The sequence below is a fragment of the Photobacterium minamisatsumaniensis genome, from assembly GCF_050336695.1.
GTDB classification, from domain to species: domain Bacteria; phylum Pseudomonadota; class Gammaproteobacteria; order Enterobacterales; family Vibrionaceae; genus Photobacterium; species Photobacterium minamisatsumaniensis.
This window is the reverse complement of record NZ_JAKJSI010000049.1, coordinates 17,399-33,864: the sequence shown is the minus strand read 5'-3', so window position 1 is coordinate 33,864 and position 16,466 is coordinate 17,399. Positions and strand designations below refer to the sequence as shown.

Sequence of the window (16,466 nt, the reverse complement as noted above, 5' to 3'; positions counted from 1 at the left end):
TATTCTCACTAATGGCTCATTAAGATATATAGACCATAATATAGGTTCAAAATGAAATTTCAACACTAAATGAACCATTTTAATGAAAATAATTATCATTTCACCATGGGAGCATGAGAGCATGAGAGCATGAGAGCATGGGAGCATGGGAGCATGAGAGCATGAGAGCATGAGAGCATGAGAGCATGAGCATTACTAAGGTAGGCTGTTGGAAAGTAACAAAATATCTAACGTAGAGAACAACGATTTTAACCAGTAAGACTGATCAAGTACTTATATCGCTTGGTATCAGCTAAAAAATTGGCCTGATTATTATCAGGCCAATTTTAGAAAAGTAATGAGTTTATAAGGGTTTAACGGGGATTGGCTGGATAGCAGTAAGTTCAAAGCTAATTGCTCCCATCGGGCATGACATCCGACATTGGCCACAGCCGGTACATTTATCTTTCAGTACCGCGGGTCGTTTATCGCTTAGATCAATGGCCTGTTTAGGGCAATCTTCTGCACACATCTCGCAATAACCGTGGAGTAAGCGACGACAAGAGCCGCTAAAGGTGGGGATCATGCCAGTCGATGCAACGTTATTCGATAGGGCTTTTGTTGGGCAAGCTTTTTGGCATTCTCCACAATCAGTGCAGTAATTACAGTCAAGATGAAGCTCTGGCTTACCAGCAATCATACTGATCACCTGTTGTGGGCAGGCTTTTTCACACTCGCCACAGCCATCGCAAAACTTATCAAGTAATGCTTCGTCAACGGCTTGAGGAGGGCGAGCTACTTTACGAGTAAATGATTCGACCACAGCTTCTTGCTGCGTTTTCTTTACACCTGAGAACAAGCCTCGGAACAGACCTCTCCGACTAACGTGCTTATGTTCTAATACCGCTTTGTAGTACTTTTCACTTTTTTCTGCCACAACCTTGCCCTATTTCATTAGCGATGCAAACGAACGATACGGTAATCAGCCTTCACTAACTGAGCAAACTGGCGTAGCGTGCCTTCAGCAGCAAAACTAATTCCTTTATAAAAATCAGTTTCAGCTTCATCACGCATGATATGCAGCATTCGTGGTGCCCATGTTAGTACATGTTCAGTTAGGAACTTTTCCAGTGCACATAATAATGGTGATGGCTTATCTTCATCAAGATCTTGCTGCAGTGCCATCTCGGAAAGATGAGCAAGAAAAGTGAAAATTAAACCAATATGATCTTCTGGCTCACGTTCACCCGTGTCAATTTCGATACCGAATTGAGCATAGAACGCTTTAATATCTAATGTTGGCTGACCAAAGATAGTCTGCTCTTCGGTCAAATATACCGATGCCCAAGGCGCAGCCTTCAATGCATCAGGGCCAATGAACAAAGTCTGAAAATCCACTGATAAGCTTTTAATATCTGGTTGTTGCTTCAGTAATTCAAGCCCTTGCGCTAACGAGTCGTTATCAGCATCTAACGGCCACTGCTCAATCAATGATTCTTGGTAAATTGCATCAACAAACTCAGCGGTTGGTGCTTGATGAAAAGCCTGATAAAAGAATCGGCTTACCAGCGACAAGCCTGCTAATGTTTGAAATTGTTGCTCAGTCATATTTCTTCCAAAAAAGAAGGCTGAATAATCAGCCTTCCTTGCTTAATCAAATAGAGTAAATAGTTCTCAACGTGTTTTACATACCAGCACTTGCACTGATGTAAACATCATAGAAGAAAGCACGTCCCATAAACTCAGACACGAGTACCAACATAAAGCTCGCAATCGTAATATGCTTGGCACTGTGCGTACCTTTCATTGCACTCACTAACCAGAATAATACACCAGCCAGCAGCAAACCAACACGCATCATTGCTAGACGGAACGAGTAGTCCACAACCTCGAATGGGTTAACGTGAAGGTCTAACTGACCAAGCCATACCAAGTAGGCGGCATAACCCATTAACGCTACTAACCCAAATACAGATGCTGAAACCGCTAGAGTACGATCTGCTTTTTCACCCAGTTCACCCATGCCAGTAGACTGAACACGTAGCATCACTGCTGCCGCAATCGGCCCCAATACGGCTGCCGTCATTAAGAACTGGAATGAAGTAAATGGTGTATTCCACGTTGGTACTGTCACCAACGTATAAACGTTAGCAATGGCTAGAATGAATACCACACCTAGTACCATTGCAACAGGCAGTAAACGTTGGCGAATTTCAGGCTTTATATTGAACAATCGCATACCTGTGTACGCTGCACCAGCGCCACCAAATAGGCTTAAGCCAACGATTTCAAGACTAAGAGCACTGCCATGAGCAAGACCAAACATCACATTGAACATGCGAAGTGGATGACCAAGGTGAGTGACCGATGCGATAGCACCAACACCCAGCAATACGAACACAGCAATAAAACTACGTGTCATTACTTTTTCGTTTGGCTTAAATAACATTTCAACCAAGCCGAGCGCAATGAACATACCGACGGCACCTTGTGCCAACACAGTAAAGAAGACTAACGATAACTGGCTCATGCACCCACCTCCGTTGGGTTCTGGATACTACCCTTCTTATCACCCGTTAGCTTGCTACTCGAACAAGTGCTAATGATCAAGTTAGGGCTCGTTAAACGTGGATCAGGTAGAGGAGCAATATCAGCACGGACGCCGTATTTCTCGCGTAATTCATTAATAGGACCAAAATCTAGTGCACGTAGCGGACAAGATTCAATACAAACAGGCTTTTGACCAGTGCCGATTCGCTCGTAGCAACCGTCACACTTAGTCATGTTTTTCTTTTCTGGGTTGTACTGTGGTGCACCGTAAGGACATGCCATTTCACAGTAACGACAGCCTACACAGACCTCTTCGTTAACCACAACCAAGCCGTCTTCTTTACGCTTATGCATCGCGCCTGTTGGACATGCCTTAGTACAAGCAGGGTTACTACAGTGGTTACAGCTAATTGACATGTAATAAGCGAACACATCATTGCTGAATGTGCCATCTTCATGTTTTACCCAATCACCACCAGCATATTCATAAACACGACGCCAGTTAACGCCGACCGGTAGATCACTTTTGTCTTTACAAGATACTTGGCACGTTTTGCAGCCAGTACATTTACTGGTATCAACGTGGAAACCATATTGAGTCATTTACGCTTCTCCTTAGGCCTTGGCTACTTCAACTAGAATGGTGTGCTGCGCGTTACCTTTTGATAACGGGGTCGCACGTGGTGACGTTAGCGAGTTGATACAACCGCCTTGGTCAACCCCTTTCTTGTCTGGGCTATACCATGCACCTTGGCCCATGGCTGCTACACCCGGCATGATACGAGGCGTTACTTTTATTGCGATACGGATTTCACCACGGTCATTCCATACTTTAACGAAGTCACCGCTCTTCAAGTTACGCTTCGCCGCATCCATTGGGTTCATCCAGATGCCATCAAATACCGCTTCACGTAGCCACGGGATATTATGATAGGTGGAGTGGGTACGGCCTTTGGTGTGGTAGCCAAATAGTTGCAGTGGAAATTCTTGGGTCTTCGGATCCAAGTGGCTTTCCCATGTCGTCACGTACTTAGGCAGCGGTGTGATCACATCACCGTCTTTTAGATCCCACTCTTTGGCAATCGTCTCTAGCTTGGTTGAGTAAATCTCAATACGGCCAGATGGTGTGCCTACAGGGTTAGCTTCTGGATCATTACGGAATTCTTCCAGAGCGATACGGCCTTCTTTCGGCGCAACAATTGTGTATGGGCCTTCTTTACGAAGTTGCTCCAGCGAAGGAATGTTTGGATCTTGCTTCATTCGCTCTGCATACAAGTATTCCAGCCACTCATCACGAGTACGGCCTTCAGTATATTGCTCATATAAGCCAAAGCGCTTAGAAAGCTCTGCACACATCTGGTAGGCACTGCGTGTTTCATACAATGGCTCAATAGCACGAACCAACGGCCATAGACCGGCCATCGAACCTGATGCGTAGCCGTCTGAGCTCACTTCGTTGTTTTCAATTGTGGTGACATCTGGCAACAGTAGATCTGCATAGCGAGCTGAAGCAGTCATGTGGTTATCACACACAACAATAAACTCTGCTAATGACTCATCTTTGATGATTTCAGCGTGACGATTAAGGTCTGAGTGCTGGTTCATCAACATATTGCCAGAGTATGAAAGGATGAACTTGATAGGCGTACGCAAACGCTCGCCACCTTGAATACCATCAGTCTTGTCTGTCATTTCTTCGTGTCGCCAAATAGCATCACTCCACTTGAAGAACGGCACTTTTACTTTTACTGGGTTTGGATCGACAGGAATAACTGGCGCAGGATAGCCATAGTTCGCTGGCATATCACCGGTGTTAGTCCCCGGCAGGCCGATATTACCTGTTAGGATTGGCAGCATAACAATGGCACGAGACGCTTGCTCACCATTAGCCTGACGCTGGATACCTGAACCTTGAGTAATAAAACAAGGTTTTGCCGTACCAATTTCACGCGCTAATTGAATGATCTTCTTCTCAGGAATACCTGTAACTTCAGCCGCCCACTTTGGTGTCTTTTCGATACCATCAGCGCCTTGGCCCAGAATGTGAGCTTTGTAATGACCATTTGCAGGCGCACTTGCAGGCAATGTTTTCTCATCAAAGCCCTGACAGTACTTATCTAGGAATGCTTGATCGACAAGGTTCTCTGTGATCAGCACATGAGCAATACCTTCAACCAAAGCGGCATCGGTACCTGGACGAATCGCTAACCACTCATCCTCTTTACCCAGCATGGTATCAGTGTATCGTGGGTCAATAATGATAGTACGAACATTTCTCTTACGCTGAGCAGCGATGTGCTCATGTATTTCGCCGCCGCCACTCATACGGGTTTCTGCCGGGTTGTAACCAAACATCACCAGTAATTCAGCATTTTCGATTTCGGAAGTATAAGAGCCGAATGCCGATGCCTTCTTATCACCATAAGTAAATGGCAGCGCAAACTGGATTTGTCCCCAGCTGTAGTTTCCGTAATATTCGAGGAAACCACCCATCATATTAAATAGTCGCGTGAAACAACCTTTACCGTCAGTACGGTAGCCCTGCGTTCCTGAACCATAGGTAACAAAAATGGAGTCGTTACCGTATTCTTTGATGGTGTACTTCAACTTATCTGCCATCAGATCAAGTGCTTCGTCCCAGCTGATACGCTCGAAACGGCCTTCACCACGTTCACCTACACGCTTCATTGGGTATTTAAGACGGTCAGGGTTATAGACGCGGTGCTTGATTGAACGACCACGCAGGCATGCACGGATTTGGTGTTGACCAAATTCACTATCGTCACCACGGTTATCGGTTTCAATCTGCGTGATCACGCCAGCTTGGGTATGCACTCTTAAAGCACAACGACTACCACAGTTAACCATGCATGCAGACCACACGGTTTTGGTCTCACTCGCGGCTTCCTCTGTTTTAGCGACAGCTTTTAGAGGAAGACCCGATCCAACAGCTACCGTAGCGCCACCGACAGCTGCACTCCATTTAATGAAGGTACGACGCTTTATCGGGGATAGAATTGCTTCATTTATCCAATTTTTCATATTGCGACCATTATGAATGTGAGGGGTTAAACTCACACAGATGCAATCAACCTTGCGTTGATAGACAACAGAGTAAGTTCTTAAACCTATTATTTATTGATGATACTAAAGTAGTAATCGCTGAAGATTAATGATCGGAATCAAATTAAGAAGTTATGTGTTAATAAATTACATAAAGCTTAACTTATTTTAAGAGTAAAAATTAACCGTGAAAAATCAATATTTAAACAACAACAATAACAACAACCGAACCACAATGTAAGTGATTGTTTTATATCTTATTTTCTATTGGCATTAATTCCCAATTAAGAAATGAAATCACCATTAACTTGCTGTTAATAATCTTTAATAAAGATATATATAATTAAATAAATCGCGCAGCGCCTATAATTTACACATTCAACTCAACATATAATAAGCATGGTAAAAGCCTAAACTCAATATTTAGGCTTCATAGAAGCATCAGTTAGCCTTTAATAATTTTAACTGTAAAAGATTTATGATTACTGTCTTCCCCCCGCCCCTGCGGTACAAACTCAACAAAGTTGGTAATACTTGGTAAAGCATCTTCCTGATGATGTGATACATAGAGCAATTGGCTTAAGTTTTCCTTTGCGACCATTTCTAACGCGTTATACACCAATCGACGACTGAGGAAATCTAAGCCTTGGTACGGCTCATCTAAAATCAACAACAAAGGCTGTTTAATTAAGGCACGGGCAATAAGCAGTAGCCGCTGTTGACCATATTCAAGTTGACGAAATGAAACCGATGCCAAGTCAGACATATGGAATATTGCTAACCATTCTTTCGCTTGGTTGATCTCATTTTGGCTCGGCTGTTGGTACAGACCAATCGAATCGTAAAAGCCAGAAAGTACGACATCAAGAGCACTGCACGATACCCGGTATTGCAAATGTAAAGCCGATGACACCATGCCAATATGCTGTTTTATGTCCCACACGGTTTCACCGCTACCACGCTGCATACCGAATATAGAAATATCATTACTATAACACTGTGGGTGATCACCAAAAATCAAACCCAGTAAGGTACTTTTGCCGCAACCATTTGGGCCTCTAACCTGCCAGTGCTCGCCGTTATTAACTCGCCAATTCACATTCTGAAAAATCAGTTTATCTATGTACTCTACCTTGCCATTTGTTAACTCCACTAACGGATCTGGCATAGCCGCTTGATGACGTTTTTTACGAATTAATGTAAGTACTTCCTCACTGCGTTCAGCCGATTGGGCTTTTAGTTGCTGCAGTACAGGGTGTTGTAGCCATTCATCGTAAGTCATTGTTTGGGAAAGATTACCACCATCAAATAGTGCGATATGGCTAATACAATCGGGTAACTCGTCCTCTCGTGAAGTCACAATCAGTAATTGCACTGAATCAGACAGTTCATCAAGTAACTCAGACAGATCCTGTTGATGTTTAATATCTAACCCTGAATACGGGTCATCCAGTATTAGCATCTGCGGCTTCGCCACCAAAGCTCTCGCTAACATCAACCGACGCGTTTCACCCGTTGATAACAGACGAAAACCTTGATGACGCAAAGCCAATAAATCCGTTTGTGCTAATACCAACTCAAGGTCATCGACATTAATGCAACACTCTCGCACGAGTTGCTCAACACTTGTCCCCGCATCAATGCGGTCGAGAAAATCAGTGTCATCATTATCGATTTCTAACTCAAGCAAAGCTTGCTGATGAGCTAATGAAACAACACCAATATTGTCAGGTAACCCCGAAACAGATCCCCCGTCGGCAATAATATCGCCAACCATGAGTTCAACCAATATTGAACCTGCTTGGCCATGACTAGAAAAGATAGCCCAATGCTGGTTAGGCAATAGTTGCCACTGTGGAATCAAAAATGCTGTTGCTTGGTTTTTATAAGTAAGTTGAGTAAAACTGATTGTCATGGAGTCGCATTCCTTGCTCTAAATAAATTCTTTTACCGATATCAAATAATACAGACTAATAAGCCCTATGATAGACATAGCTAACATAGGGCTTAATATTCCATCGTACCTAACTGTTTAGTTAGGTTATTAACTGCACTTAGTTGATTTTAAAGCTCCCCACCATGCCATTAAGCTGGCTATTGGTCACAGCAAGTTTCTCGCTGCTTGCAACGGTATCTTCTGCATTATTGTTTAGCTCACGGATCATGTCATGGATGGCTATCATGTTCTGATTCACATCTTCCGTAACGACACTCTGCTCTTTGGCTGATTCTGCGATTTGAGCGGTCAAGTCGTTAATCTGGCGAATAGATCCCGTCATAACATCTAATGAACCCATCACATTTGCTGTGTGCTCGACGGTTTGGCTGCAACTGCCTTTTGTGGTTTCCATTGACTGTACAACAACAGATGTAGCCTTACGTAAGTCAGCCAACATAGCATCAATTTCAGAGGTACTTTGCTGAGTTCTCGCTGCCAACGCACGTACCTCATCAGCGACCACGGCAAAGCCACGCCCTTGCTCCCCAGCTCTTGCCGCTTCAATAGCTGCATTTAGGGCGAGTAAATTAGTTTGAGCGGCTATTTCACCAATGACATGAAGTACACCATCAATTTTTTCAAAATCATCACTCATTGTTTGGATTGAGGATGACATGCCATCGACCTCTTCAGCCAAAGCATTAACACTGAGTGAAGCAACACGAACCACTTCTTTTGATTTTTCCGCTTCGATATTCGTTTGCTGGGTAAACTCAGAGGCTTGAATACCACTTTGCGCAACAGAATCAGCTGTCGCACTCATCTCATTGATTGCGGTTACCACTTTTTCTGTTTCTTGGGTATGACGGTTAAGCAGTGATTTATTCGACTCTGCTTTGGTTTTAAGCTCAACCACTTCTTTCTGTATCTCGTTGTTTGATTGTGCAACGTCCTGCATCATCCGTTGAAGGTTTGCTATAAAACTATTAATGCCTATCGCAATTTTGCCTAAATCATCGTTGCTATACACATCAAGACGGCGCGTTAAATCAGCATCCCCGCTCGACAAACCAACAATAATATTACGAAGCGAACTCAGGTGCTTAAAGATGCTGTTAATGATCACAATACTCAGTGGGATTATGATCATAGAAACAAGTAACAGAGCAAAGGTAATATTTTGACTTAATGCATTAGTATTTTTCTGGATAAACCCTCTATCGATATAACCAGTTAACTGCCACTCCTTACCACCAATGCTTAATGAGTTCGTATATGGGATCAGATCACCCTCAATACGGTTTGAGAAAATTAGCGTCCCTTGCGGATCGCGTAGCTCCATGTAGCTACCTTCAACCGCTGACTGTGCTAATAACTGCTGAATGTTTCTTAAATCAACATAGAAAATATCACCACTATTGTTACCTCTTGGTATCGTGATACTAATCAGTGGTGTATCGTTTTCAAAAAACACATTACTTATTTCGACACCGCTTGCCGCTGAAATTTGAGAAATACGCTGCTGTGCTAATTTATCATCGTCAATACGACCTTCATCGCTAACGACAATATCTGAGATAACCTTGGTTACTGAATAAAATCCACTGCGTTGTTTTATTTCAGGTAGACCCGTCAAACTCAGTGATAAATTTTCTGCTAGTAGTACATTGTTATTAAAATCTTCTACTAACTTATCATTAACCAAACTTATTTGTGCATTTATATTTTTCGCATCACTGTCAAAAATATAACGGCTTACATAGTAATTAACACTAAAAAATGACGTTAATACCGTTGTTATTAATATTAGTATTAAAATGGATAGGATCTTTATCTTAAAGGATATTTTGCTGGCCATCTTTATTCCCTGTTAACAGAATGGTTTTTATATTTTTATTAGAATAGCCGTATACATTACAGGTATAGCGGTTAAATAAATATAGTTCAGATCGACAAAAACAAAAAAGGCTCAAAGAATTGAGCCTTTAATTAAGGAGAGTTTTGCTATTTATTTTTTAAAGAATGCGCGTTTCAACGCCATTTCCAAGCCACGAACTTCAGCAAGACCTTTTAAGCGGCCAATGGCTGAATAACCTGGGTTGGTTTTTTTCTTTAGATCATCAAGCATCTGATGGCCATGATCAGGACGCATTGGGATTAAGCGCATATCGCCTTTTTCATCACGACGCTGCTCTTCTTCCAAAATAGCCATTACAACATTGTACATATCAACGTCACCATCAAGGTGAGCAGCTTCGTGGAAGCTCATTTGGTTCTCTTCACGTTGTGTCGAACGCAAATGCGTGAAGTAGATACGATCACCATGCTGTTTGATCATGTTAACCAAATCATTGTCACCACGTACACCGTAAGAGCCGGTACACATTGTGATACCATTCATCTGGCTTGGTACTTCTTTAGTCAGCCAATCAATATCTTCAATGGTTGACACAATACGTGGTAAACCAAGAATTGGACGTGGTGGATCATCTGGGTGAACCGCCATTTTTAAGCCGTTCGCATCACAAATTGGCATTAACTCTTTTAAGAAATGTGCCATGTGCTGGCGAAGATCGTCTTTGCTAATACCCGCATAGCGGTCAAGCTGAGCTTGAAATTCTTCCAGTGTATAACCTTCTTCCGCGCCAGGAAGACCAGCAATAATATTGCCCGTTAATTTAGCAATATCAGCTTCAGACATATTATTAAAATAGTCCTGAGCTTGAGTTTGCTCTTCTGCTGAATAATCGTTTTCAGCACCAGGGCGCTTAAGAATATGTAATTCAAATGCGGCAAAAGCAATCTGATCAAAACGCAGTGCTTTTGAACCATCTGCCATTTCAAATTCTAAATCGGTACGTGTCCAATCTAAAACAGGCATAAAGTTATAACAAACCGTATCAATGCCACATTCAGCAAGGTTACGTAATGTTTGCTTGTAATTATCAATCCATTCTTGGTAGTTACCTGTTTGCGTTTTAATTTCTTCGTGTACAGGCACACTTTCAACAACAGACCAAGTTAATCCTTTCGCTTCAATAATTTCTTTACGCTTAAGAATTTCTTCTTTAGTCCACACTTCACCATTAGGGATATGGTGTAATGCGTTTACTATACCTGTTGCACCAGCCTGACGAATATCATCAAGGGAAACAGGATCATTAGGGCCATACCAGCGCCAGGTTTGTTCCATGACAATCACCTTTTTACAGACATACTTAACCCGCTTGAACACTTTCAAGTTAAGTACTTTTTGACTTTAAAATAACAGTTAAGAATTAACTGTCAGAAATAGAGGCCAATAACAATTGGCCTGCACCATTAATAGTTATTGATGTTTATTCACCACTAAGGAGAACAACCGGATTAGAGCTAAATAAATAACCATCAAAATTCGGGTCATCAATATCAGAAAGTTCTAATAATCGTTGCTTTACATTTTCAAGGTGTTGCCACATGGCGTTTTTAGCAGCGATAGGATCTTTACGCTGCATTGCAGCAAGGATCTTAGCGTGATCTTCAAGCCACTCTTCGCGGTAAGCCATATCATTAATATGAGTATGAAGCTTTTTCCACATAGGGCTTTGCTCACGTCGCTCCCAAGAATGCTTGAGCATGTCTACCAGCACTGAATTTTGCGTTGCTTCTGCAATACACAGGTGAAACTGCTCATCACCCGTACAATTTACAGAACCACTTGCAATCTCGTTTCGTTCCAATTCAAGTGCGGCACGCATTTTTACGACATCGCTCGGTGTTACTTGAATCGCGGCAAACTCAGCAATATTGCTTTCCAGCAACTGCCTTGCTTGCAGCATTTCAAATGGCCCGGCATCATCGCTAATCACATTCTCGCGGCTGTTAGAATGACTAGGTATATTTAAAACATATACCCCAGAGCCTTTCTTTACCTCAACAAGGTTTTCCAGCTCAAGCATGATAATCGCTTCACGTACAACCGTACGACTAACATCAAGCCTTTCTGCAATGTCACGCTCAGGTGGTAAACGATCGCCTATTTGGTAATGACCGTCTATTAACTCTTGTCTTAGTACTAGCCCTAACTCTTGATAGGGCCGTTTCGGTTCAAAAGGCATCATGATGATATTGTCACTATTTTCCATTGCACTATTACGCCATCATAATGACCAAATAAAATTGGTCAACCTCTTTATATGAAAGTGTGGCAACACTCTGTATTTATGTATATTTAATTTGCTTTTTAAGCATTATTGAACCGCTTGGATGCGCTCAACAATTTCGTTTAGCTCAGGGTTAGATGTTTCTAGTGCATCATACATTGGCTGTACCGCTTCTACGAAAGCAGCTTTATTAGGCGTAATGAATTTAACACCCAGTTTTTCTGCATTTGCACGCTCTTCAGCTTCAGATTCAGCCCATAGCTTCTTCATCAGTTCCATAGAGTTGTTAGCAGCAGTTTTCAGCGCGTCACGGTGCTCATCAGAAAGGCCATCGTACGCTTTAGTCGAGATAACCAATACATCTGGAACCATGGTGTGCTCGTCAAGGCTGAAGTATTTAGAAACTTCACCATGGCGGCTTAGGCTAAATGATGGAATGTTATTTTCCGCTGCATCAACAACACCTTGCTGAAGTGCAGTATACAACTCGCCGTATGCAAGTGGTGTTGCGCTTCCGCCAAGTGCATTAACCATCGCGATTGCAGATGGGCTTGGTTGCACACGGATTTTCATGCCTTTCAGATCTTCAGGAGTGTTAATTGGCTTCGATGTATAGAAGCTACGTGCACCTGCATCATAGTAAGTTACACCAACAAAGCCGCTGTCACGTGAAGAAGCAAGAATCTCTTCACCTACTTCACCTTCCTTAACGTTGTAATAGTGTGATTTATCACGGAAAAGGTACGGAAGGTTAAAGGCAGCGTAAGCTGGTGCGAAAGCTTCAAGCTCAGCAGCGTTCGTTTTCACCATTTCTAGTGCACCGTTTTGCATCAACTCCATAGACTCACGCTGTGTGCCTAACTGTGCATCTGGGTAAATACGGATTCGAACTTCGCCGTCAGTTAATGAACGAACCTCTTTCGCCATCGCGTCCATTGCTTGGTGTACTGCATGGTCACGTGGGTGGTTGTGGCTTAATTTAAATGTTGTTGTTGCATAAGCAGATGCAGTTGCGCCGAAAGTTAATGCTGCGCCAATTACTGCTGTTAACACATTTTTACGTGTCATCATTATTGTTATCTCCGTAAGATTGGTAATCCATTTGTGTAGGGTAATCTTGGTTACGGGGCTCATATTGTCGTTAAAATAGAAAATCGTCAAAACAAAAAGTTGAATTGGTTGACCCAAATCACAATAAACACCCAAAAATTGGTCAACCAATGCTAAGTGTGACGCCCTTCACATGACTTTCTTACTCCCTTACCTATAATCTCAGCCAGAAATGAGCATGCCACTTAGAGACGTGATTAACACTCGCTTACATTGGTTAACCAAACCTTAAGGCATGCATCCCCATTGAAAGGAACTGAAGATGAATAAACTGGTTGGTTATATAAATAGAGGATTAGCGATGTTTACTGTATCGCTTTCTTCTTTTTTGGTTTTCTGCGTTATTTGGCAAGTAATTTCACGCTACGTTATTGGTAAACCAAGCACGATTACAGATGAGCTTGCCCGCTATCTCTTTATGTGGGTTGCCTTAATTGGTGCAGCCTACACAACAGGCCAAAAACGCCACCTTGCTATCGACCTCCTGACAATGAAGCTCACTGGTAAGCGCAAACTCATCAATGAGATTTTCATTCAATTTGCCATTGCCGCTTTTGCTTTCATTGTTCTGGTATATGGCGGAACCAACCTTGCACTAAAAACGCTATCAACAGGGCAAGTAACACCTGCGCTAGGGCTTGAAATGGGCTATATCTATTTCTGCTTGCCAATCAGTGGCGCATTAATGATTTTCTATTCAGCCGTTTTTGGTTCCGAAAAAGTCAAACAATTGTTTTCTAATCAACCATCTGCCGTTGAAACTCAACAGAATTAATTAAATAAAGGATTACCACTATGGAATGGCAAGTCATTCTCACACTTTTTGGTAGCTTTGCAGTTCTCCTTACTTTCGGGATCCCTGTTTCTTTCGCTATCGGTTTATCGTCGCTTGCAACAATCATGATGAGCTTACCGCTTGAACCAGCGATTGCGGTTGTCGCGCAGCGTATGGCAGCAGGTCTTGATAACTTTGCACTATTAGCTATCCCGTTCTTTATTTTAGCGGGTAACATCATGAACCAAGGCGGTATCGCTATTCGCCTAATTAACTTTGCTAAAGTACTCGGTGGCCGACTACCAGGTTCGCTGGCGCACGTAAACGTGATGGCAAACATGATGTTTGGTTCTATTTCTGGTTCTGCGGTTGCTTCTGCAGCAGCGGTTGGTGGCACCATGGCACCACTACAGAAGAAAGACGGCTATGACGAACACTTCTCAGCAGCTGTTAACATTACTTCGTGCCCAACAGGCTTGCTTATTCCACCAAGTAATACATTAATTGTATTCTCGTTGGTATCTGGCGGTACATCGATTGCAGCCCTGTTCTTAGCAGGCTACATCCCTGGTCTCATTATGGGCCTTAGCTTAATGTGCGTTGCTGGCTTTATTGCTAAGCGCCGTGGTTATCCAGTTGCACCAAAGCCATCATTGGCAGAAGTTTGGGATACGTTACTTAAAGCAATACCTTCGTTGATGCTTATCGTTATTATCATGGGTGGTATCATCGGTGGTATCTTCACGGCGACAGAAGCCTCTGCCATTGCCGTGGTGTACACCTTCATACTCGCAGTTTTGATTTATCGTGAAGTGAAGTTCCGTGATTTACCGAAAATCATCCTAGAATCAGCAGTAACAACCTCTATCGTACTGCTACTAGTCGGTGCTTCAATGGGTATGTCGTGGGCAATGGCCAACGCCGATATTCCTTACATGATTGCTGACGCATTGCTCGCTGTATCTGAGAACCCATTGGTTGTCCTATTGATCATCAACTTAATTCTGTTGATTGTAGGTATCTTCATGGATATGACACCAGCGGTTCTTATCTTTACACCAATCTTCCTACCGATTGCATTGGACCTAGGTATTGACCCAGTTCACTTCGGTATCATGATGACCTTTAACCTAGCAATTGGTATTTGTACCCCGCCTGTAGGTAGCGCATTGTTTATAGGTTGTTCGGTAGCAAAAGTGTCTATCGATAAGATCATCAAACCTCTGTTGCCATTCTATGCCGCGCTGATTATCGCGCTAATGGCTGTAACCTTTATTCCTCAACTAAGCCTATTCCTTCCTGGTTTAGTACTGGGTTACTAATCAAAGAATAAAAGCACTTCAACACCCACATTAAATATTCCGCCAGCATCGCTGGCGGAATCAAGGACAAGACAATGGATAATATTGCAAACACAAACGTTAATACTCAGGTTATTCGCCCTAATTTCGATCGCTCTGCACTAAAAAGTCGTATCGTTCATCTTGGCTTTGGTGCTTTTCACCGAGCACACCAGGCGTTGTTCACCAACGAAATGTTAGAAAAAACAGGTAGTGATTGGGGTATTTGTGAAGTTAACCTGTTTGGCGGTGAAGACCTTATTACTCAGCTACGTGAACAAGACCACTTGTACACAGTGGCAGAAAAAGGCGCAGACTCTACAACGGTCAAAATGATTGGCTCAGTCACTGAATCATTGCACCCGAACTTCGATGGCCAACAAGCGGTACTCGCCAAAATGGCAGAGGAGCAAGTTGCCATTGTTTCAATGACCATTACAGAAAAAGGCTACTGTGCAGATCCGGCAACAGGTCGCCTAGACAAAAATAATGGCCTGATCAAAGCTGACCTCGAAAACCCTCGTGAGCCAAAGTCTGCAATCGGCTACATTGTTGAAGCGTTGCGTATTCGCCGCGAATTGAACCTGAAGCCATTTACTGTCATGTCTTGTGATAACGTTCAAGAAAATGGTCATGTTGCGCGTGCTGCTGTTTTAGACTTCGCAAGCCTTGTTGATCAAGAACTAGCAGGTTGGATTGAAGCAAATGTAACCTTCCCTTGCACCATGGTTGACCGTATCGTTCCAGCAGCGACAGCGGAAACATTAACAGAAATTACCGAGCTGGTTGGCGTTGCAGATCCTTGTGGTATCGCTTGTGAACCATTCCGTCAATGGGTAATTGAGGATAACTTCGTGAACGGTCGTCCAGAGTGGGATGTTGCCGGTGCCGAGTTTGTTGCTGACGTCGTTCCATTTGAAGAAATGAAGCTGCGCATGCTAAACGGTAGCCACTCATTCCTTGCTTACCTTGGCTACCTTGGCGGCTACCAACATATTTCAGATACCATGACTAACGAAAGCTACCGCAAAGCCGCTTTCGACATGATGATGAAAGCACAAGCCCCAACTCTGACCATGCCTGAAGGTACTGACTTAGAAGGCTACGCTAAACTACTGATCGAACGATTTACCAACCCAAGCTTGAAGCATCAAACATGGCAGATCGCTATGGATGGTAGCCAAAAAATCCCTCAGCGTATGGGTGGTTCACTGCGTCACCATTTAGCGAATGGTACAGACTACAAATGGCTAGCAATGGGTATTGCGGGCTGGATGACATACATCAGTGCTGTTGACGAGAAAACAAACCCAATTGATGTTCGTGACCCTATGGCTGAACAATTCAAAGCTATCTACGCCGAACACGGTATTAACACCTCTGTCGTGACAGCCATTTTGAGTATCGAAGCAATTTTTGGTACCGACTTAATTCAGAACGAAGCATTCGTTACTGAAGTCACTAAAGCATACCAGTTAATCATCACCAAAGGCGCTCGCGCTGCTGTAGCTTCTCTTTAATCACCTTTCAGCGCTATTCCTGCCATAAATACGATTAGGAATAGCGCT

13 protein-coding genes are annotated in these 16,466 nt (G+C 43.0%); 3 read left to right on the top strand and 10 right to left on the bottom strand.

Features of this window, described 5'->3' with window-relative positions; genetic code table 11:
- Window positions 1-343: 343 nt before the first annotated feature.
- The 10 genes from L4D78_RS23355 to L4D78_RS23310 form a co-directional block, all read right to left on the bottom strand.
- Window positions 344-916 (bottom strand): 4Fe-4S binding protein, encoded by a 573-nt coding sequence (locus L4D78_RS23355; RefSeq protein ID WP_428458840.1) that lies wholly within the window; start codon window positions 914-916, stop codon window positions 344-346.
- A 17-nt stretch (window positions 917-933) separates the two neighbouring features.
- Complete coding sequence (locus L4D78_RS23350; RefSeq protein ID WP_428458841.1) at window positions 934-1,587, bottom strand: TorD/DmsD family molecular chaperone; 654 nt, start codon at window positions 1,585-1,587, stop codon at window positions 934-936.
- 76 nt (window positions 1,588-1,663) lie between these two features.
- Window positions 1,664-2,509, bottom strand: a complete 846-nt coding sequence (locus L4D78_RS23345) for a dimethyl sulfoxide reductase anchor subunit family protein (RefSeq protein ID WP_428469154.1) — start codon at window positions 2,507-2,509, stop codon at window positions 1,664-1,666.
- Window positions 2,506-3,132 (bottom strand): DMSO/selenate family reductase complex B subunit, encoded by a 627-nt coding sequence (locus L4D78_RS23340; protein WP_428469153.1) that lies wholly within the window; start codon window positions 3,130-3,132, stop codon window positions 2,506-2,508. Before L4D78_RS23340 ends, L4D78_RS23345 begins: the two co-directional genes overlap by 4 nt.
- 12 nt (window positions 3,133-3,144) lie before the next feature.
- A complete protein-coding gene (locus L4D78_RS23335) occupies window positions 3,145-5,571 on the bottom strand; it encodes a DMSO/selenate family reductase complex A subunit (protein WP_428469152.1) in 2,427 nt (808 codons plus the stop codon).
- Between the two features lie 466 nt (window positions 5,572-6,037).
- Window positions 6,038-7,507, bottom strand: a complete 1,470-nt coding sequence (locus L4D78_RS23330) for an ATP-binding cassette domain-containing protein (RefSeq protein WP_428469151.1) — start codon at window positions 7,505-7,507, stop codon at window positions 6,038-6,040.
- 139 nt (window positions 7,508-7,646) lie between these two features.
- The gene (locus L4D78_RS23325) at window positions 7,647-9,389 is read right to left on the bottom strand and encodes a methyl-accepting chemotaxis protein (protein WP_428469150.1); all 1,743 of its coding nucleotides are present in this window, start codon (window positions 9,387-9,389) and stop codon (window positions 7,647-7,649) included.
- Between the two features lie 150 nt (window positions 9,390-9,539).
- Window positions 9,540-10,724 (bottom strand): mannonate dehydratase, encoded by a 1,185-nt coding sequence (gene uxuA, locus L4D78_RS23320; RefSeq protein ID WP_428469149.1) that lies wholly within the window; start codon window positions 10,722-10,724, stop codon window positions 9,540-9,542.
- Window positions 10,725-10,869: 145 nt separating this feature from the next.
- Window positions 10,870-11,655 (bottom strand): FCD domain-containing protein, encoded by a 786-nt coding sequence (locus L4D78_RS23315; protein WP_428469148.1) that lies wholly within the window; start codon window positions 11,653-11,655, stop codon window positions 10,870-10,872.
- A gap of 105 nt (window positions 11,656-11,760) precedes the next feature.
- Window positions 11,761-12,744 (bottom strand): TRAP transporter substrate-binding protein, encoded by a 984-nt coding sequence (locus tag L4D78_RS23310; RefSeq protein WP_428458850.1) that lies wholly within the window; start codon window positions 12,742-12,744, stop codon window positions 11,761-11,763.
- Between the two features lie 301 nt (window positions 12,745-13,045).
- On the opposite strand from L4D78_RS23310, the gene L4D78_RS23305 reads away from it, so the two are divergent.
- The 3 genes from L4D78_RS23305 (at window position 13,046) to L4D78_RS23295 (ending at window position 16,418) form a co-directional block, all read left to right on the top strand.
- Window positions 13,046-13,558, top strand: coding sequence for a TRAP transporter small permease (locus L4D78_RS23305; protein WP_428469147.1), 513 nt, complete (start codon window positions 13,046-13,048; stop codon window positions 13,556-13,558).
- A gap of 20 nt (window positions 13,559-13,578) precedes the next feature.
- Window positions 13,579-14,880: a TRAP transporter large permease gene (locus tag L4D78_RS23300; protein ID WP_428469146.1), complete on the top strand. Its 1,302-nt coding sequence runs from the start codon at window positions 13,579-13,581 to the stop codon at window positions 14,878-14,880.
- A gap of 74 nt (window positions 14,881-14,954) precedes the next feature.
- Window positions 14,955-16,418, top strand: coding sequence for a fructuronate reductase (locus tag L4D78_RS23295; protein WP_428469145.1), 1,464 nt, complete (start codon window positions 14,955-14,957; stop codon window positions 16,416-16,418).
- The last annotated feature ends 48 nt before the right edge of the window (window positions 16,419-16,466 follow it).

Bases quoted from the DNA above. Each gene is read 5' to 3' on its own strand.
- L4D78_RS23350 (WP_428458841.1), bottom strand. From the start codon at position 1,587: ATGACTGAGCAACAATTTCAAACATTAGCAGGCTTGTCGCTGGTAAGC.
- L4D78_RS23345 (WP_428469154.1), bottom strand. From the start codon at position 2,509: ATGAGCCAGTTATCGTTAGTCTTCTTTACTGTGTTGGCACAAGGTGCC.
- L4D78_RS23340 (WP_428469153.1), bottom strand. From the start codon at position 3,132: ATGACTCAATATGGTTTCCACGTTGATACCAGTAAATGTACTGGCTGC.
- L4D78_RS23335 (WP_428469152.1), bottom strand. From the start codon at position 5,571: ATGAAAAATTGGATAAATGAAGCAATTCTATCCCCGATAAAGCGTCGT.
- L4D78_RS23330 (WP_428469151.1), bottom strand. From the start codon at position 7,507: ATGACAATCAGTTTTACTCAACTTACTTATAAAAACCAAGCAACAGCA.
- L4D78_RS23325 (WP_428469150.1), bottom strand. From the start codon at position 9,389: ATGGCCAGCAAAATATCCTTTAAGATAAAGATCCTATCCATTTTAATA.
- uxuA (WP_428469149.1), bottom strand. From the start codon at position 10,724: ATGGAACAAACCTGGCGCTGGTATGGCCCTAATGATCCTGTTTCCCTT.
- L4D78_RS23315 (WP_428469148.1), bottom strand. From the start codon at position 11,655: ATGGAAAATAGTGACAATATCATCATGATGCCTTTTGAACCGAAACGG.
- L4D78_RS23310 (WP_428458850.1), bottom strand. From the start codon at position 12,744: ATGATGACACGTAAAAATGTGTTAACAGCAGTAATTGGCGCAGCATTA.
- L4D78_RS23305 (WP_428469147.1), top strand. From the start codon at position 13,046: ATGAATAAACTGGTTGGTTATATAAATAGAGGATTAGCGATGTTTACT.
- L4D78_RS23300 (WP_428469146.1), top strand. From the start codon at position 13,579: ATGGAATGGCAAGTCATTCTCACACTTTTTGGTAGCTTTGCAGTTCTC.
- L4D78_RS23295 (WP_428469145.1), top strand. From the start codon at position 14,955: ATGGATAATATTGCAAACACAAACGTTAATACTCAGGTTATTCGCCCT.